Annotated in this window: 12 protein-coding genes; 10 read left to right on the top strand and 2 right to left on the bottom strand. The window is 67.3% G+C overall.

What is annotated here, in order from left to right; all coding sequences use genetic code 11:
* Window positions 1-66: 66 nt before the first annotated feature.
* From ABD156_RS23825 to ABD156_RS23805, 5 genes are all read left to right on the top strand, one after another.
* The gene (locus ABD156_RS23825; RefSeq protein WP_344277704.1) at window positions 67-1104 is read left to right on the top strand and encodes a hypothetical protein; all 1038 of its coding nucleotides are present in this window, start codon (window positions 67-69) and stop codon (window positions 1102-1104) included.
* A gap of 20 nt (window positions 1105-1124) precedes the next feature.
* Window positions 1125-1988, top strand: a complete 864-nt coding sequence (locus tag ABD156_RS23820) for a class II glutamine amidotransferase (protein WP_344277701.1) — start codon at window positions 1125-1127, stop codon at window positions 1986-1988.
* A gap of 222 nt (window positions 1989-2210) precedes the next feature.
* The gene (locus ABD156_RS23815; protein ID WP_344277699.1) at window positions 2211-3875 is read left to right on the top strand and encodes a ParB/RepB/Spo0J family partition protein; all 1665 of its coding nucleotides are present in this window, start codon (window positions 2211-2213) and stop codon (window positions 3873-3875) included.
* A gap of 88 nt (window positions 3876-3963) precedes the next feature.
* Window positions 3964-4932, top strand: a complete 969-nt coding sequence (locus ABD156_RS23810) for a bifunctional DNA primase/polymerase (protein ID WP_344277696.1) — start codon at window positions 3964-3966, stop codon at window positions 4930-4932.
* A 209-nt stretch (window positions 4933-5141) separates the two neighbouring features.
* Window positions 5142-6686 carry a DUF4192 domain-containing protein gene (locus ABD156_RS23805; protein WP_344277693.1) on the top strand — a complete coding sequence of 515 codons (1545 nt, stop codon included), beginning with the start codon at window positions 5142-5144 and terminating at the stop codon, window positions 6684-6686.
* Window positions 6687-6987: 301 nt separating this feature from the next.
* Here ABD156_RS23805 and ABD156_RS23800 read toward each other — a convergent pair whose 3' ends face one another.
* Complete coding sequence (locus ABD156_RS23800; protein ID WP_344277690.1) at window positions 6988-7512, bottom strand: DUF6283 family protein; 525 nt, start codon at window positions 7510-7512, stop codon at window positions 6988-6990.
* Window positions 7513-8118: 606 nt separating this feature from the next.
* On the opposite strand from ABD156_RS23800, the gene ABD156_RS23795 reads away from it, so the two are divergent.
* Together ABD156_RS23795 and ABD156_RS23790 are read left to right on the top strand one after the other, a co-directional pair.
* Complete coding sequence (locus ABD156_RS23795; RefSeq protein WP_344277687.1) at window positions 8119-8586, top strand: single-stranded DNA-binding protein; 468 nt, start codon at window positions 8119-8121, stop codon at window positions 8584-8586.
* Window positions 8587-8862: 276 nt separating this feature from the next.
* On the top strand, window positions 8863-9294 hold the full coding sequence (locus ABD156_RS23790) for a hypothetical protein (protein WP_344277685.1): 432 nt from the start codon (window positions 8863-8865) through the stop codon (window positions 9292-9294).
* A gap of 218 nt (window positions 9295-9512) precedes the next feature.
* On the opposite strand, the gene ABD156_RS23785 is transcribed toward ABD156_RS23790, so the two are convergent.
* On the bottom strand, window positions 9513-10121 hold the full coding sequence (locus ABD156_RS23785) for a hypothetical protein (protein WP_344277682.1): 609 nt from the start codon (window positions 10119-10121) through the stop codon (window positions 9513-9515).
* A 658-nt stretch (window positions 10122-10779) separates the two neighbouring features.
* Between ABD156_RS23785 and ABD156_RS23780 the strand changes: the two genes are divergently transcribed.
* From ABD156_RS23780 to ABD156_RS23770, 3 genes are all read left to right on the top strand, one after another.
* Window positions 10780-11973, top strand: a complete 1194-nt coding sequence (locus tag ABD156_RS23780; RefSeq protein WP_344277679.1) for a CobW family GTP-binding protein — start codon at window positions 10780-10782, stop codon at window positions 11971-11973.
* A gap of 322 nt (window positions 11974-12295) precedes the next feature.
* Window positions 12296-17407, top strand: a complete 5112-nt coding sequence (gene mobF / locus ABD156_RS23775; protein ID WP_344277676.1) for a MobF family relaxase — start codon at window positions 12296-12298, stop codon at window positions 17405-17407.
* 1127 nt (window positions 17408-18534) lie between these two features.
* On the top strand, window positions 18535-19865 hold a 1331-nt coding region (locus tag ABD156_RS23770; RefSeq protein ID WP_344277672.1), incomplete at its 3' end, for a DEAD/DEAH box helicase family protein.

Genomic DNA, 19865 nt, shown 5'->3' with positions numbered 1-19865 from the left:
ACGCTCCCTTCCGCCGTTGCTCGGGCAACGGGCCGGGAAGGGTGGTTCGCGTCTGAGGAGTCACGGTTGACTGCTACAGCCCAAGACGAGGACGTCTGCTTCCATTGCGATGCCGAGGTCATCTCCGAACACACACGCACCAATATCGATGGCGAGTTCGTCTGCGATGACTGCACGACCCTGCACTATCTCCAGTGCGACAACTGCGCCCACATCTTCCGCACGCTGCTGATCGTCGAAGACGACAGCGAGTCGCTGTGCGACGACTGCGCCGCAGCGGCCGGATATCACGAGTGCCTCGACTGCAGGTACCTCGTGCTCGGCCGCTCGCGGTGCACCGGATGCGAGAACGAGCGTCGAGGATGCTGGGAAGACTACGTCTACGGCGCCGGCTACAAGCCGTATCCGCGGTTCCACGGCGACGGCCCCCTGTTCCTCGGGATGGAACTGGAGATCAACACTCCGGACTTCGACACTCAACTCTGCCAGCTGTGCCAAGACCGGATCGACAGCTTGGCTTATCTCAAAGAGGACGGCTCGATCAGCGTCGGTTTCGAACTCGTGACCCACCCGATGTCGCTTGCCTGGGCACAGGCGAACTTTCCCTGGGGACTGCTCGACGAACTGGCCGCCCGCGGCTGCGACGGAGACGACGCTGGACTCCACATCCACGTCAGTCGCGAGGCGTTCGACGGTCATAGCCACGTGTTCCGCTGGATGAAGTTCATCTACCGGAACGCTTCGGAAGTACAGCAACTCGCGCGCCGGCACGATTCGAGCTGGGCACAGTTCTCCCAACTGGAACGCGCAGAGGTCAAAGACATCTGCAAAGGCGACCGCGACCGGCCCCGCTACTCGGCGATCAACGTGCAGAACGACGAGACCTTCGAGTTGCGCATGTTCGCCAGCAGCGTCAAACCGCGGGAAGTTCAGGCCGCACTCGCGTTCGCCGACGCCAGCGTCCGATATGCGCACCAGTTGACGCTCAGGGCCATCGTCCGCGAGGACGGCTGGTCCTGGGAGTCGTTCCTTGCTTGGACCGCCGACCGGCCGGAGTACGACGCCCTCTCGCGCGAATGCGAGGCGCTCGCATGTGCATGCTGACCTACCTTCCGGCTGACGTTATGCCTGAAGCCGCGGCGTTGGCCCACGGGGCCGAGCTGAACCCGGACGGCCACGGCTATGCCGTCGTCACCGCGCAGGGCATCGTCGTCGGCAAGTCCTTCGATTTCGAGGAGGCACTGGAGAAGTTCACGCATCTCCGGCACGAGCATCGCGGCGGACCGGCGTTGTTCCACAGCCGGTTCCGTACGCACGGGAAGACCTCGATGGCGAACATCCATCCGTTCATGGTCAACCTTCGGTCCAGCACTGTGCTGGCGCACAACGGAATTCTCCCGGCGAGCGTCCAGCCCAGCCGTGGGCAGAAGAAGTCCGACACCCGAATCTTCGCCGAGGATTGCTTGGGCGAGTCGATGTCGGACCGGTTCGACGACGATGCCGTGCGCTTTGTCCTCGAACGCTGGCTCGGGCCGTGGAACAAAGTCGTTGTGCTCACCGTGGATCCGGCCTACGCCAAACAGTCGTACGTCTTCAACGAGAACGCGGGCATCTGGGAAGACGGAATCTGGTACTCGAATTCGGACTTCCAGCCTCCCGTTCAGTTCGACCGCGTCGGGTACAGCGGCATGTGCATCGCGTGCGACAGCGTCGACACGGCCGATCCGACGGGGATTTGCCTTGTCTGCGACAAGTGCGTCGAGTGCGCGTCGCGTCCCGGCGACTGCGCACGCTGGTGCCCTCGCGTCTGGTCGATTCCTCTCTGCGACGAGTGCGAACTGCTGGTTGATGAGTGCGAATGCGCGACCGCCGCGAACATAGTCGTGGACGCCGACGAGACGATGCCGATCGAGCTGCCGACGACTGCGCGCCTGTCCGCATTAGCCGGCTCGCCGACGCGACTGTCCCGGCGGGACAACGCAGGCTAGCGCAGCACACCGGGCGCAGGCCCGGATCCCTGATCCCCGCGCCAACCGGACGGAACCCCGCCGCATCGCCGCGTCCGAAAAGGACCCTCGGGCGGGGCTCCGCCCGGTTGGGCGGGGGCGATCCGCCCGCGCCCGGCGGCTGCGCTCAAGCACGTGCGTCCCGCACGGGGACACCCGCGCCGTCCATCACGACGGCGCTGAATTCCTTTGCCAGGAGAATGAATGAGCACCACCACGGACCTAGCCGTCGAATCCGATCACGCGGACACCGCCGAGGAAACCGTGCCGACTCAGCGTTCGGTCGTCGGTCCCGTCGACGAGGACGAATTGGCATCGTGGAAATCCCAGTGGGGACACGAAGTCGACACTATCGTGCACGCCGATCCCAACGAGATCGTGCTTGAAGACAACGTCCGGTCGCTCAAGGTGAAGACCCGGGCCGCGACTGTGCGCAACTACCAGGAGTCCGGCGTCACCACCGCCGCGAACGGATACCGCTCGATGGACGGCACGATCGTCATCCGTTCCGGTCAGCGACGCGTCCTGCACGCTCGAAAAGCGGGCACGACCGTTCCGGTTTGGATGCACCTGCCCCCGCAGGGCGACGACCAGACCCGGGAGATCGACCGGGTGCTGGAGCAGCTGGACGAGAACGATCACCGCGAGCCGCTCACACACCAGGAGAACACCCAGGCCTACCAGTACCTGCTCGAACTGGGCGTGTCTCCGACCCAGATCGCGAAACGACGCGGTCAGCAGCGGAAGGTCGTACAGAACACTCTCGCCGCAGGGGCCAGCGAGCTGGCGACCAAGGCCGGTGACCGCTATGGGCTGGCCCTCCCCCAACTCGCCGAGATCGCCTGGTTCGACCAGCAGGGCAAGACGGAGCAGGCGAAGGAACTGATCCTCGCGGCCAACGAGAGGCCGCGCAACTTCGAGATGCTGGCGCAGAAGTTCCGCAACGATCTTCGGGAAGATGAGATCCGCCAGGGACTCGTCGACGCCGTGACCGCCGAATTCGACACCACCGATGTTGCGGTGCTGGCCGAAGACAGCGACGAAGCCCAATCGGCCCTGCCCTTGGTCGACCTGCGCCCCAGCCCAGACTCGCCCCGCGGAACCGAACTCACGGCCGAAGAGCACGCATCCTGCGCGGGTCATTGTGTACGGGTAGGACGCCGGTATCTGCGGGACGACGAGGAAGACCCGCATGGCATCGGCTACGTCATGGTCGCTCGCTACGCGTGCCACAACTTCCGCGCGCACGGACATGCGCTCCGATGGGTACCGGACAGCAGCGCCGAAGCCCCCGACGAGAACGACGACCGTGATGCCGAAGTGCAGTGGAATCGCGCGCAGCGGCGGTGGGTCAGGGAGAACAACAAGCTGTGGAGGGCGGCCAAACCCAAGCGGCTGGATTGGCTGAAGTCCTTTGCCGGGCGTCGCCAAGTCCCGACGGGCCTGCAGAACTGGCTCGCGGTCCAGAAGGCGAACGGGGACAAGCCTCTGGTCCGTGCGATGGAACGCGGGCACACTCTGGCGTGTGCGCTGCTCGGACGAGACGACCTGGTCGCCTACCTCGAGCGGCTGAGCGCCCAGCAGGCGACAGTGCTCGACGCGTTCCTTACCCTCGCCGCGCACGAGGAAGCGCTGCAGCGCGACCGCAGCCCCTGGCGTGCGCCGAACCACCTGCAGCAGCAGTACCTGCAGACGCTTCAGGACTTCGGCCACACCCTTTCTGACATCGAGTTGAAGGTTCTGGCACCGGACGACGAGGGCGAGGCTGTCACTCAACTGGTCGACGAGGAGATCTCCAGCGACGGGACCTTCGACGATCCGGACGAGGCACTCGATCCCGCCGACGAGCAAACGACAGACCACGACTGATCCCGCCGAGCAGCGCGGCGTCGGGTGCGGCATTCGCGCCCGGCGCCGCGTTCCGCGGCAATGCTTCCTCACACGACGGGAGCTGACCATGCACCGTTCACGAATTCACTCCGCCCCGCCCATCCGGCCTGACCTGCCCTTCCCTGCGATCGAAGGTCCGCGTCGGCTCCTGGCCGCCGCGCTCTGGTGCGCGGCGCGGGGGTGGGCAGTGTTCCCGCTCAAGGCCGGCGGCAAGATACCGGCAATCGAAGGCTGGCAGCGCTGGGCCACCAGGGACGCTGCCACCATTGTCGGCTGGTGGCGCCGTCATCCCGCCGACAATGTCGGGATTGCCTGCGGCCCCTCCGATCTCGTCGTCCTAGACCTCGACGATCCTCGCGGCCAGCGAGCGCGCAACGGCCCGCACGGCCGCGAGGTTCTCTCCGACCTCGCTCGCCAGGCGGGTTTACCCGATCCCGTCGCGACATTCACGGTCGCGACACCGGGCAATGACGGAAATGAGCATCGCTTCTTCCGGCAACCGCCCGACCAATGCTTGCGCAGCTCGGTCGGAACCTCGAAGCGCGGACTGGGCCGCGGCGTGGACACCCGCGGCCACGGCGGACTCGTCGTCGCACCTGGCTCGCTCGTGGATCGCAATGGAGATCCGTTGCCCTACAAAGTGATTCGCGACCTTCCCGTCGCTCCCCTTCCTCGATGGCTCGTTGATCGGCTCACGCCGCCACCGCCACCAGCAGTCGTCCCGCAGCAACGCGTACCCGACGCAGCGGACCCGCGCATTGCCGCGTATGTCCGGGCCGCAGTGGCCGGCGAGGTTCAGCGGGTGCGCACGGCTGAGGTCGGCGGTCGCCACGAGGCGGTGCTCTCCGCCGCGAGGTCGCTCGGCCAACTCGCAGCGAACGGCTGGATCACCGACACCGACATCGCTCAACACCTCGTCGACGCGGCCCGCCGACACCTCGGCGTCGAGGAATTCACCTGGAGCGAACTGACCGCTGCTATCGACGACGGAATCGCCTACGGCCGCCAACTGCCCCGAGTGATCCGCACTCGGTAGCGACCCGGACAACCTGGTGATCGCCGCACCGGCGATCCCAGCACACCCGCCGGGGCCCGCACGCGTCCGCACGATTCGTCGCGGCTGCGGGCCCGGGCCCCGGGCGGGTGCGCTGCCTGGACCTCGTCCGGCGATCGACGCCCAAGGCCGCCCGAATCGCCGACGCTCCACATCGTAACCGGCCGAAACCGTTTCCCTGGAGGAAAACGATGCCGTTGCCCAATGCCGTAGCCAAGTTTCTCGCCTCCGTCCCGGCTGTGTGCGGGTTCTACCCCGAGGAATCGATCGTCGTCATCCACATGAAGCCCCGCGAGGACGGTCGTGAGCGCGTCGGGCTCACGATGCGACTCGACATCGACCACTTCCTCGCAGATCCCGTCAAGTGCAGCGAGGTTTTCGCCGAACCGCTGAGCACCCAGACCTCCGGAGGCATCGTGGTCATTGCCGTGTCCAAAAAGGACACTGGTGGCACCGATCTGCCCTGGTGCGAGGAAATCGAGACCCTCACCGCTTCGCTCATCGCCGCTGGACACCCCGTCAGGGCGGTCTACTTCCTGCCCGAGTTCCGCGAAGGCGTCCGGTGCCGCTGCTACTGCCCGTTGCCGGACTGCGGAGGCGTGCTGCCTGACCCGACCACCTCTCCGGGCGCCGTCGCAGCCGCAGCGGCCGGCTTCACTGTCCAACCGAGTCGCCGGTCCCTCGAGGACCTGTTCGCGCCGGCGTCCGAAGCCGAACGCGCACCCATCGAAACGGCGACTCACCAAGTCATCGCACAGCTCGAAGACTCGCCGCGGCCGATCGCCGAACGGCTGGCCGCCTTCGACCGCGCTGTCACGTCATCAGGGGAAGGTCCGTTGCCCCAAGACCGGGAGCACATCGCGCACCTGATTGCCAGCTTCACGTCGCCGCTGTTCCGCGACGCGTGCGTCCTGCCCGCGAGCGGTACGGAACCGGAGCTGGAACGGCTCAACGTGCTGATGCACCTCCACCGGCTCGCACCGGCCGAATTTCGCCCGCGGATCGGCACCGCGCTCGCGGCCGCTCACTGCCTGATCGGCGAGTACCTGCAAGCGTCCATGGCCGCCCAGACGGTACAACCGCCCACACCACTTGCGGACCTTGTCGCGGACCGGGTCAGCCGAGGAACCGATCCCTTCGCTCCCGGCGATGGTTTCTCCGGTTACTTCCGTTCCGCTCGCGACTGCGCCACCGTCATGACGAGGACAGTCGCCGCGGTAGCCGATCCCCTCCCCAGGCTGCGCTCGCTCGTGACGGAGGCGGCCCGAGAGATCGAAGCCGAACACAGTCGCTTCGACTATTGGGCACTCCAAGCACGGCTCCATCGGATCGACAGCGCAGTCACAGCATGGGCAAACGGTCTGCGTCCCGACTCCGACAAAGAACTCGCCGACCTCATCGCCGGCATGAGTGCGCCGCGACTCCGCGAAGCAGCGCTCGTTCCGCCTTCCGGCAGCGACGTCGAGAGCGCAGGACTTGCCCTGTTCCGCCACCTGCTGCAAATCGCGCCGCTCGAGTGCGCCCGGCACCTTGCGGGAGCCGTCGCCTTCGGGGAACTGGCCAAGGGAGACGTCAGCGCAGCCAGGGCCGCCGCTGCTGCCATCGACCCGCCTTCGCAGCTGTCCGAGGCGGTTCGGCTGGCAAGTTTGGTGCCGACGATCGCGCTTCAGACCAGTGCGCTCACCGCAATCGCACGTGCCGAACGCGATTGGCTTGAACGCCCGACGACGGACTGAATGCCGGGAGGGCGCGGCGGGTGCATGGGCCGCGCCCTTCTCGTGCACTCCTCAGACCGAGCTGGCAGCAGAACGGACCGTCGGCGGCAGCCGAACTCCCTCGTCAGAGTATACATATCCTCCTACGGCACGCAGCCCGCAGAACCACACCATCGTCCTCGACAACACCCAGCCGCCGTCCTGCTCCCGCGTCCGATGCTGAGGTCAGTGCCGGTTTTGCCCGTCGCGCTTGGCCTGCTGCACCGGCTGCTCGGCCAGCGTCTCGACGCCTGCGACGCTCGCCACTGGACGCCGTGCGGATTCAGACGTCCGGGTTTTCGCGCTCCTCCGCATCGATGCAGTCGATCTCGGCGTGTCGACAGCGTTGAAGGGCTGGGTCGTCGGGCGCGACGCCGTTGGCGATGGCCATGTCCCGGTAGCTGTCGTAGAGCGAGCGGTCGCTGGACACCTCGTCTACGCCAGGTCCGTACATCCGGACTGTCAGGTTGTGCGCGGCACCGCGCAGCAGGAAGCCCGCACACATCCGCGGCTCGCCGCGCGGGCTGGCGTGACACCCGAAGGTGCTCGTCGCAAGGTCGTAGGCGGTCCGCGCCGAGTGCCGGAAGACCTCTGGCGGGAACGCGCCCCGTGGAGATCCGATCAGCCACGGACACTGCGCGCACGGCTCCCGCTGGTAGTCGCCCGCCCGCGATCGGAATGTCATGACGCCCCAGCCGTCCGCGCCCTCATGAACAGCCACAATTTCGGACTTCGGCGCGGCCGCCGCGCACGAACCGGACGCCTCAGCAGCGTCGCCATCCGCCGACGATCCCGAGCTGTCGCTCATCTCGCGTCCTCCCGTCGCTGAACCCGACGACCAGGCTAGTGCCCTGTCCAAGGGCAGCTCAGCCAAGGTGCAGTCACGTAGCGCGAACACAAGCCTCCCTTCCAGAATCCTGTGATCGCAACTAGCCAACAACGCGCCCGCTTCACGCGGACACAACCATGGCCGCCCGTGCCGCCGGCCGAAGGCGACACGGGCGCAGATGATGCCCGCGATGCCGTCATGGTTCGACCCGCTTTTCACGGGGCGCGATCTCGCGGTCGAGCCGTACGTGATCGGTGCTTGCGGCGACAGCGCCGACACACCCGGCGGGCCAGCTGCTGGCCTGGATGGACCGCCGCTGATGTGACGCGCCGCCCGCCGAACCTCTGTGAGGGAGCCGGGCGCGGATCGCACACAGCCCAGCACACCCCGGGCAGGGCTGTGAACGGCACGGAGCCTCGCCCCGCCCGGCCGGGTGAACCGGCTGTTCAGACCGCGAGTGACGACCCGACGAGTACAGCCGGTCCACGCCGGACGAACGAGCCGATCCGCGCCGTACCGGCCCCGCCCAGGGAGCGCTCCAGGCAGATCGCGTTCCACACCACCGACCCCTCTCAGGAGGACACCATGGCTGGCGACACGATCATCACGATCACCGGCAACCTCACCGCGGACCCCGACTTGCGATTCACCGCGAACGGCACCGCCGTCGCGAACTTCACCATCGCGTCAACCCCCCGCACCTTCAACAAGCGCACCGGCGATTGGGAAGACGGCGAGGCTCTGTTCCTGCGCTGCACGGCCTGGAAGAACCTTGGCGAGCACATCGCGGAGTCCCTGAAGCGCGGAGCCGGCGTCATCGCCCAGGGCCGACTGCGCCAGCGCTCCTTCGAGACGCGCGAGGGCGAGAACCGCACCGTTGTCGAGCTCACCGTCGACGACATCGGCCCTTCGCTCCGCTACGCCACCGCCAAGGTCACCAAGGCCACCCGCCAGTCCGGTCCCGGCCAGGCGGAGAACGACCCCTGGAACACCACTCCTGCCTCCGAGGATGCTCTCGTCGCCGCATCCTCGGGCTCTGACGCACCGTTCTGATCCAGTCCGGGCGGTAGTGAGGCTCCACCAGCGGGGTGGGAACGGCAATTGCCGCTCCCACCCCGCTTTCCTGTTATCGCGCCCTCAAGGAGGTGCGCCGTGCCTACGTCACAGGTGCATCCGTCCCCTGACCAAACGAATTCGGCCGTGATCCGCAACAGCGCGCATGCACCAACGGCCACCGCTTCACGGCAACGAGCACCAAGCCAGCCTCGAAACCGGTTCGCACGACGAATCTCCCCCAACCGTGGCGCTAGATCGGCCTACCCTCAGGTGATGGCTCGAGTCGCTCCTGGTCTGTCGGTGCGCGAATGGTCGCTCGCCGGTGCCTTCGGCCTCTATCTCACAGCTGCGCCGTTGGGCGCTGTCGCACTCGTCGCCGCACCGACCGCAGTCGACGCGGTGCGCGTCCCGATTTACGCAGCGCTCGGCATGCTTATCGGCTTCGTCCACGATCGCCAGTCACGTCGGCGCGCTACTCCGAAAGGCCGGTCAACCGCACGCACGTTGGTTGTCACGCATGCGCTTGCCCTACCGTGCGCGCTTTCCTTCTCGAAGGTGCACGATCTCGGCTGGGACGAACCCCACCTCGGCGGTGTCCTGTTCCTCGGTGCCAGCATCACAGTGTTGTTGAGCGCGGTGATCAAACGTCGAGCGGCACGTCAACGCGGCGCTACTGCGAACGCCGCGAAGATGCCTCTACGGTAACGAAAAGCGCTATTCGCCGTTCCTGGCAGGGGGTGGGAGCGCTACGCGCTCGCACCCCCTGCTTTCAACGACACCGCAGCGTTGCGAAGGTTTGCCGCCGAGCAAGCCTCCGCCGCATGACTCCTGGCCGCCGCGTCTCTCCCGACGCTGCGCGGCGGCCGGGTTCCACCCTCCTCGCTCAATGGCCGCCGAGTGAGGCATGCGCCCGACTTCTTGCCTCACTCGCCGTCCGCCGCGGCTCCCGGACCCTGTAGCTCGACGCTAGGCACCGCTTCCACTTCAGGAACGAGCTCGCTTGCCGACGTGGCCGACGACGCTTCGTGCGCGGGACCATCAGCCGTCGATTCAGCCAGGGACACGTGTCCGGCCGCTCTCTTCGCCACAGCCGCGAGCCTGCGCGCTTCGCCCACGCTGACGCCGAGCAGAGCGGCAGTCTCCGGCATTCCAGTGCCCACTTCCCGGATCGTCCGGACCGACTGCCCCATCACCGCGCGCAGCTCGTCGGTCTCGTCGTCCAGCACCTCTTTCAGCGCCCCCCGCTCTGCAGCCGCTGCTTCGACGGCTTTCGCTCGTGCGCGGTCGAGATCCGCCAAGTCGCGTTCCAGCCTGGCGGCGATCCGCGCGCACCGCTCTTCATAGCGCCGTTTCGCTGCCGCGATGGCTTCCGCGGCTTCCGCGAACGGCGCCAGTGCGTCGTCGATCCGCTGTTCGTCCTGCCGGACGCGTTCGAGTTTCTCCGCGTGCGCTTGCCGTAGTGCTTTCAGCCGAGCTACCTCGGCACTCGATCGGCGTCGACGACGGCTCTGTCGCTGTTCGTCTTGCGGCATGATTGCCTCCCTGTGCAGGGAGGGCTGCGGTCGCCAGTTTAGTCGCGTCGCAGCAGTTGCGGGATGGGGCCGGGGCGCATGTCCCCGACCCCATCGAACCGGCGGCGCACGGCACAGGGCCGACATCGCCGTAGCGACGGCTCGCCAAAGCAACGACGCCGGGTGTCGCGACGTGCCCACGGGACAGAAGGCCCATCACGTCGCGACCTGACCAGCATAGCCAGGGCCGCCCCGGAGCGTTTGCACAGGCCAGACACGGTGGCCGGCGATTGCGGATCGGTCGCGTCCGCGGCGGAGAGGTGGCCCCGAAATTGTATCGGCCGCTGCCCCAAATACAAGGGCACCCCACTATTCTTTTGACAAAAAGCGCGTCAAAACAATAGCGAGGCCCCACCCTTGCATTCGGGTCCCCTTGCGGCCTCGGTCAGGCATTAGGGGCAGGCCGGGGGCCTGCCCCGGGCGGCTTCGGGGCCACCTCTCCGCCGCTCTGCACCTGGTCGCCTCTACCGCAGATCAGAGCATCCCAAAGTATTCCACTTTTCTGGCGTTGCATTATTGAGAATAGCGAGTGTCACCATTAATATGGTAATTACCGGTTGACCGGGGCGCCAAACCCGACCCGCCGGAAACCCACACATAACAGAAATGGATTATCGACATGACCGACACCGATCGGCGGCACCGTTACACCCTTGACGACGTCGTGACCGCGCTCAGCGCTACGCCTCCGCGCACGGCATCGGCGCTCGTCGCGCTCCGGTGGATGTTTGAGCATCTTTCAGATGCCCCGCAGGCCCTACTCATGACCTGCGCACACCTGCTCAACTCCACCGACCCGACCGACCCGGATACCCTCGCGCGCGTCCGCAAAATCTACGAACACCTCACGGACCTCGCGCCGGACGCACAACGCGCATTCGCGGCGTGCGTGCACACCACCGAATCCCGCGCGTCGCTCGCCGGACACCCGAACGACGTAACGGCGCTCCTAGCCGACCCCGCCCACAACCGCAGCACCGCGCGTCAGTCGCTGCGCTGGCTCGCCGCACGCGCCGAAGGACACGAGCGCGAAGCGCTCCGCGCGTGCGTCACGCTGCTGGAAAACCCATCCGCCGACCACCCGACCGTGACCGACGCAATCCGCAGCGGCCACAAGGCGTGGCCGTCGATCGACCAAGCCCACCGCACCCTGCTCACGACCTGTGTTTACGCCAGTCGCCAGCGTGCGAACGCGATCCGCGCCAAGCGCGCAGCGGAAGAAACACAGCGCGAGGCCGAGTCCGGAGACATCCACCGGTGCGGGCACTGCGACGGGAACCTCAGCATGGCACCCGACATGACGTACTGCTCCGAGTTCTGCCGCCGGGAAGCCGAATCGCACACGATCCCGCAACCAGTCTCTACGGTTGCACCCCGGCGGGTCCCGCAGCCGATCCCGCGCCCAGCTTCCGCGCCGCGCGAGCCGTTCGAGGTCCGCGCACGCCGCTCCCGGGTCGAGTACGAACCGCAAACCAGCTACGACGAGAACCACCGCGCGATTGAGCCCGCCATCCCGCAGACCAGGCGCGCACGCAAGGACGACCGTGTTTCCGAACAGTACGAGGACGAACGCGGCGAACTGTTCGACGAACGCGACGAAGTCACACCGGAGGAGCGCGGCCGCCTGGAGAAGTTGTACCGGAACCTTTGGCAGCGTCCGCTCACAGACGGCGCTCTGTGCATTGCGTGCAACCTTGAGCGCACCCCCGCCGAGCACCGTTCCGAACCGGTCGGGCGGTGCGCGTACTGCACCGAGCTCGACCGCCCGCCGCTGCGCGCCGTTTCGCAGCATCGGGAGTTGATTGCGGCGTAGCCGCACAGCCACCCAACCGACGCGGCCGCCGGTCTCACGACCGGCGGCCGCTTTCGTGTGTCCGCACCGCATCAGTGCCCGGTCGGCAGGCGCGTCCCGCGCCGGCCTCACCACACAGCGCGCGCCGGCACCCAGCCGCGCCCCGAACACCTTCCTTGCCCGCACCGCGCACCCCGCCCCGTTTGCATGCGGCTGCCCCGCCGCCGACACCGCCGCGCCCACACCCCGCGCCGCCCGCACGGCCCACCGAACACACAGGACATCTTGCAGATCCTCTGAGTCAGGTGGGCGTCGTTGATTTTGCGGCGTACGCTCGATCTCGGTGATCGGCTCGCGTAAGCTGAGCCCTGGTGATCATGAGTACCTCACCAACGCGGTCGCGTGTCACGACCGCAGGCTCGACCCCGGCGAGCTGTTGAGTGGCTACTACCTCTCCCACGGTTACCCGGCAGGCGAATGGTTCGGCGCCGGTGCGCAGATTTTCGGGCTCACCGGTGAGGTCAAACCTGCCCAGATGAAGGCGCTCTTCGGCGAAGGCCGCCACCCCAACGCCGACGCGATCGAGAACGAGATGATCGCCGACGGCAAGACCGCCGCCGAAGCTCTCAGCGCCACAAAGCTCGGCCGCGGCTTTCCCGTCTACAGCGGACTGGACCTCATGCGTGTCCACACCGCACAGGCGTACAAGGACTACAACCTCGAGCACGGCCGACCTGTCGGTGCACCGATCGACGCTGCGACCCGACACGAGATCCGCCAGGAAGTCCAGAAACAGGTCTATCGCGACGCGACCGGAGCCAGCGGCCCGGTCGACCCGGCCGCGCTGCAGACATGGCTGGCAGAAGAGCAACGTAAGCTCCGGAAAGCGGTATCCGGTTACGAGATGGTGTTCGCACCCGACAAATCCGTGTCGGTTGCGTGGGCACTGGCACCTCCGGACGAACGCAAACTGATCGCGAACCTTGTCCGGCAAGCGATGCAGGACACCCTGGCCTACGTCGAGCAGAACCTCGCCTTCACCCGCGCTGGCAACCAGGGCCAAGCCCAAGTAGACGTCGACGGCATCACCGTGGCGATCTTCGAACACTGGGACAGCCGCGCAGGAGACCCGCATCTGCACTTCCATGCGCTGATCTCAACCAAAGTCCGCCGATCCGAAGACGGCAAATGGACAGCACTCGACGGACGCCCGATGCTCGCCGGAACCGTCACCGCCTCAGAGTTTTTCGATACCCGCACTCGCGATCTGTTCCGCGAGCACGGTGCACGATGGACACAACGTCCCGCCAACGGAGTCGATCACAACCGGAATATCTGGCAACTGGCTGCGGTCCCGCTTCCGTTGATCAAGGGCTTCTCGCAACGGACTCGCCAGTTCGAGGCCGCTCGCGCGCGCCGGATCGTCGAATTCCGCGAACTCAACGGGCGCGAGCCGCGGCCGAAGGAAATCTTCGCGATCGACCGTGCCGCCAAGCTGGACGGCCGCCCCGGCAAACCGCCGCCGAAGTCGCTGGCCGAGCACACCGACGACTGGCACGATTTCGCCCGCGACCTCGTAGGCCAGGAGGCGATCGACAAGCTAGGCCGAGGAGTCTTCGTCCGCGGGCGTGCGCCGGCTGCCGAAATGTCCGAGCACGATCTCGACGGTTTGGCCGAAGCCGTCGTCGCCGTGGTCAGCGCGAAGTACGCGCACTTCACCCGCTGGCACCTCGAAGCACAAGCCCACCGGCAGACGGCGCGTCTCACGGTGCCCGCCGACGACCGGGCCAAGCTGATCGACCGCGTCGTAGACCGCGCGATCTCGTCGCCGACCACCCTCGCATTGGAAGGCGCGACCCTCATAGCCGAAGCGCCGTTCCTGCGGCGCCGCTCAGGAGAGTCGGTATTCCACGAACACCACTCCACCCGCTACACCACCACGCAAACCCTTGCGGAGGAAGGCGATTTCGTCGCTTGGGCCAAGCGTGGCGGCGGCTACCGCGTTCCGGACCGCGCCGTTCGCAAGGCACTCCGCTCCTCGAAGCTCAACAAGGGCCAACAGCGGATGGTCACCGAATTCGCCGGCTCGGGCAAACGGCTGCAGCTGGCACTCGCTCCCGCAGGTGCCGGGAAGACCGCCGCGATGAAAGTGCTGGCGGACCTGTGGCGGTCTCGAGGACGGCAGGTCTACGCATTCGGCCCCTCCGCGCGGGCCGCACTCGGGCTCGGTGTGTCGATCAGAGCCCGCCCGCACACACTGCACCAGCTCCCCACCGCGCTCGAACACGGAGTCGCGGAGCGGAAGTTCCCGATCGCCGAGGGGGACCTGGTCCTAGTCGACGAGGCCGCGATGGCCGGCACCCACACCCTGCACACCGTCGTCACCTACGCACTGAACCGCGGTGCCGACGTGCGCCTGATCGGCGACGACCGGCAACTCGCCGCCGTCGAAGCCGGCGGAGCCATCAGGCTCATCGCACTCGACGTCGGCGCAGTCCGGTTCTCGGAAGTCGTCCGATTCAAAGGCCACGACCGCGACGAACAAGCCGCCGCCTCGCTCATGATCCGCGTCGGGAACGAAAAGGGTATCGACTTCTATGCCGACAGCCGGCGCATCTCCACCGGCTCCGTCGAAACCATGCGCAACGCAGCCCTGACCAGATGGCGACGCGATCTGCGTTCCGGAACCGACTCCCTGCTGATCGTGCCCACCAACGAAGACACCGTCGCGCTCAACCTCGAGGCCCGCGCAATCCGGCTGCGCCACCGAAGCGAACCCACCGGCCCCGAAGTCGACCTGCACGACGGCACCCAGGCAAGCACCGGCGACACGGTCGTCACCCGGCACAATCACCGCCGCCTGAGCCTCTTCGGCGGCGCGGACTTCGTCAAGAACGGCGACACCTGGCGCATCCTCACCGCCCACGAAGGCGGCCAATTGACCGTCCGCCACGTCGAGCACGGCGCACGGATCACCCTGCCCCGCAACTACGTCCGCCGTTACGTCGAACTGGCTTACGCCGCCACCGTCAACCGGGTCCAGGGCATGACCAGCTCCGGCAACGCCCACTCCCTGGTCCCGCCGACCATGACCCGCGAGCAGCTCTACCCCGCGATCACCCGCGCACAACAAGAGAACTACCTCTACGTCGTCACCCACCACCACGTCATCGACCTGCACCAGAAGACCCCCGAAGTCGACCCCGACCCGGACAAGGCTGCCCGCAAAGTCCTCGTCGGCGTCCTCAACCACACCAGCATCGAACCGTCCGCGACCGAGGCGTACCGCGACAGCCTTAACCACGTCGTCTCGCTCGCGACGCTCGTCGACCACTACAACTACGCCGCGACCTACCTCGACGAAGACACCTACCTGCACGCACTGTCCCGGCACGCCCCTGAAACCCTTGACGCCAAAGCAGAAGCGGCGCTCGTCCAGACTCTCCGCAACGCCAACGATCTCGGCTGGAGCCCCGAACAACTCCTCCCCCGACTCACCGCCGGGTCACCGCTCACCGGAACCAACGACCCCGCCGCGGTCCTCGCCTCGCGCATCACGACATTCCTCGGCACCGACACCACCGCGCCACCCGCTGGACACCCCGACCCGCGCGACGTCCACCGATGGCGAACGGCCTTCGACACGATCGCACCCGACGCTGACGTGGAAAACCCACGCTGGAACCGCGTCTGGCGCATCGCAACCGGTGCCATCGCACACGGCCATGACGTCGAAGTCGCCCTCACCACGACCGCGCACCACCTCGCCGCCCGGCACATTCTCGACGGAGGCGGCTCCCCCGACCCCATGCCCGACCACGCCTACGCCGCCAACGCCCTGCTCCGCGAACTCGACGCTCAGAAGTACCGCGGCCAAGTCCACACCCGCACACTGCCCTGGCAATCCCGCCCAGATCTCGCCGCAGCCCGCACCCAGCCCGGCCGACGTGAATACCTCGCCGCGATGAACGACGGCATCCGGAACCGACTCGAACACCTCCGCGGCGAAGCCATCCGCAATCCGCCAGCCTGGACGGCGCGTCTTGGCCCGCATCCGGACAACCCCATCACCGCGTGGGAATGGGACGAAATCGTCGGACTCACCGCTGCCTACCGCGAGACCTACCAGCTCGACAGCGACCCCGACCGCCCGCTCGGACCACGCCCCGAGACCCACGGCGTACGCACCCACAGCTGGGACGAACTCACCCTCCGCTGGACTCGCTACAACGCCCCTGCTCCCGCCGCCGAGCCTTCTCCGGCAAACCAACCTGCCGAATTCACCGCCGACGACGCGCTCGACTACCTCGACGCCGAACGCGAGACCCACGTCGAAACGCTGGATGTTCTGGTCAAGCGCTACGAAGTTCTCGCCCGCGCAGGAGACGAAGATCGATACCTCGACCTGCTGGCCCGCTACGTCCCGGCTACCGTCAACAGCGGTGCCGAACAAGCAATCCTCAACGCCCTCGCCGACGCCCAGGACGAAGGCTGGCAAGCAGAACGCCTGCTGCACGCAGTCACCCGCGGCAACGACTTCGCCTGGGCCGACGCGCCCGACCTCGCGCTCTTGGCCGCGCTCCGCAACTACCGCACCAACCGCCGGCCACCCGCACGAACCGCCAACCCCACCGACGAGCAAACCGAGCGTTGGCTAGAAATCGTCTCCCGGAATCTCCCGCACGCCAACGTCGCCGACCCCGCCTGGAACAACGTCTGGCGTCACGCCGCCGCCGGATCGCTCGCTTTCCTCGCCCCCGACACAGCCCTCGACTCAGCTGCCCACACGGTCGCGCACGACCGAGCACCCGACCCCGACGACCTGCCCAACCGAGTCGCGCGAGCGCTCGTCGCCGAACTCGCACACCTCTCCCGCCTGAACAACAATGGCCCAGCACTGCAGTGGCTCCCCACAGCCGACATTCCCACCCCCGGCGAGCAATTGGAACGCATGCGCCGACTCGAACTCACCAACGCTGAAGTCCGGGACCGCGTCGCTGCCCTCCGCCACCAAGTTACTGGCCATCCGCCGGCGTGGGCCGCCTCCCTCGGACCGCGTCCAATCGACCCAGAACACTCAACCCGGTGGGACGAGACCCTCGCACTGGCTGCGGCCTACCGCGAAACATTCCACGTACCGGGATCCGATACGACAAGCCCATTCGGTCCGCCCCAGACCGGTAGGCGCGCCCGCATGTGGAGGATCCTCACCGCACAGTCGGAAGCCGTCGTCGCGCAATCCGTACGATTGAGCAGCACGAATGTCGGCGCCGCCTCCAGGGTCCGCGCCAAGGACACCCTCGATCGCGAATTCCACGCAGGCGTCGAAGCAGCCCAAGTCCGCCACCGCAGCGCTGGCGGCACTGCGCCGAAACAAAACTCGAATCCCCCTCCCGGTGCCGACGACGAGGAAGAACGTCTCTCCTATAGCGATCGAGCCAAACACAGTCACTGAGCCGACAATAACGACGGCGCCCTGGCCCCGGGTTCGAGACCACGTGCCCAGGGCTAAGACCGCTGTCGGACCCACAGACTCGGCGTTAACGGCATCCTCGCCACGTCAATGCCCGGCTCGAACGTCGACTACCAACCGTCGGGATGACAACCCCAAGGCGACAGGAAGGGGCCATGCTCCGGACGCGGAGACCGAACAGAAGTGAATGAAAATACACCGACAATGAGATAGTGTCGCAGGTTAAGAAGTGTATTCCCTGCGCGAGCGGGGGTGGTCCCTGATCCTCAAGATCCCGGATCTGACGATCCTCGTCTTCCCCGCACGAGCGGGGATGGTCCGGTCGTCGATCACCGCAAGAAGACGGAGATCGATGTTCTCCCCGCGCGAGCGGGGATGATCCCGCCTCGGCGGCGTCGGCGCGCTCGTCGGTGACATTTACTTCTCGAGTGCGGAGGTGGTCCTCGCCGACGCCAGTCGATCTCGCGCCACCCGCCTAGGCGGAGTGCAGTCCCATCCACCCGCCACGACACCAATACGTGTCACAAATACCTCAACCGATCGGGGGGCGCGGTCAACAACGCGTGCGAGAAGCTCGTCACGGACGGGTACGCGATCAAAACCCTCGAGGCGCCAAAGCGATTCGCCATCAACCCGGACAAGACCGACGTCTCGACGGCGACCGGGAACGCTCACACGCCCGCACCGGAAGCCTGACAACCGCCAGCGCCATCCCGCGCAGGACCGCCGCCCGATCGCCACAGGGCACCGGTCCCGCGCGGGACCTCTCGCTCCGGCGTTCGTGTCAGCGCCCGCGCTGGCTGTGGAGCTCCCCGGTACGCCGTGTGGATCTACCGCCGCCACAGGCCATGCGAGGAAACACGGCCGATCGCACCGCACGGGTCTGGAGTCGGAGTTGTGTCAGCGTGGGGCCAGCTGTCGCACGGAGCCGTGCGCCGTTCTTGAACACTCTTCGCTCGATCGGTTGACGTGAAGCGATGCCTAGACGACCTCGTCCGAGAGCCGTATCTCTGCAGGTCGGCGAGTTCAGGGCTCTCTTGCCGACGCGTGCCTAGACATCGGGTTGTGCAGTGGGTTGGAACAGGCTGCCGTCGGTACGCTCGCGCGCCGTGTCCATTTCGTTCCCCGCGGAGGTGCTCGGCGCCGCCGACTGTCCCGTCGTGTTGCGGGACTACCAGGCCGACGCCGTCGCGAGCGTGACGGCGGTCGCGGCGACGTCCGGCCGCGCGCGGCTGCTGATGTTCTGCGCCACCGGCAAGACACTCGTGGCTCTGTGCTCCGCGGTGCGAATCGCGCCGCCGGACGGGGTCGTCGTGGTGTTGGTTCCGACCCTGGATCTTCTGTCCCAGACACTGGCCGTCTGGGCGTCGGCGGGAGTGGACCACGAGGCGATCGCGGTGTGCGGCGATCCCGACATCGGCGAAAGCTGGACGCATCCGGACGATCTTCCGTGCCCGGTCAGCCGCGACCCCGAGTTCGTCGCGCACTGGCTGACAAACCGGCTGCGCGGGCTGAAACTGGTGCTGGCGACGCATTTCTCCGCCGATCGGGTGGCAGGCGCGCTGCTCCGATCGGGTGTGAGCGCGGACGTGACGGTCGTGGACGAGGCCCATTGGACAGCGGGCCGCGCGGACAAGGCGATCGCCGTCGTCCACGACGAGGCCAGGTTCCCAAGCAGGTTCCGGCTGTACGCGACCGCGACGCCGAAAGTCGTCGTCGCGCGTCCCGGCGGCGAACTCGAGTCGGTGTCGATGGCCGACCCCGCTGTGTACGGTCCGGTCGCCTACGACTATCCCGCGTCGCGGGCGATCGCCGAAGGCTGGGTGGACGACTACCGGGTCGCGGTCATCGGCGTTCCCCGCTCCGAGGCGACGTCCTTGCTCCGCAACGGCAGGCACGGCGGACGAGCGACCGGGCACGAAGGAGCCGGCCTGCACCGCGCGGTCGTGCAGGCCGCCCTCGCCAAAGCGGCGACCACGTGGGGCCTGCGCCGGGTGCTGGTGTTCACCGGGCGCGTCGCCGACGCCGCGTCCTTCGCGCAGACCCTGCCCCAGGCGGTCGCCGCGCTGCCGCCTGAGAACCGCCCGCCGGGGCGGCTGACCGCCTCCCACGTCTCGGGCGTGATGCCGGGCAGGCAGCGCCGCGCAGCCCTGGCCGATCTGCGCGACCCGCCGGACGCGGGCTGGACGGTGCTCGCGAACGCCCGCTGCCTCGCCGAAGGCGTCGACGTCCCGGCAATCGACGGAGTCGTGCTCACCGCACGCACCAAAAGCAGCGCCGGAGTCCTGCAAGCCGTCGGGCGCGCTCTGCGGCCCCACCCCGACGGCCGCGGCACCTCGCTGGTCCTCGTCCCGCTCCTGCTGCCCGACGACGGCGCCATCCCCGACCTCGTCGAAACCTCCGGCTGGTCCACCATGCTGCAGACCCTGCGCAAGGCCGA

The organism is Amycolatopsis albidoflavus, from assembly GCF_039525725.1.
Lineage (GTDB): Bacteria > Actinomycetota > Actinomycetes > Mycobacteriales > Pseudonocardiaceae > Amycolatopsis > Amycolatopsis albidoflava.
This window is presented reverse-complemented; position numbering and strand designations above follow the sequence as displayed.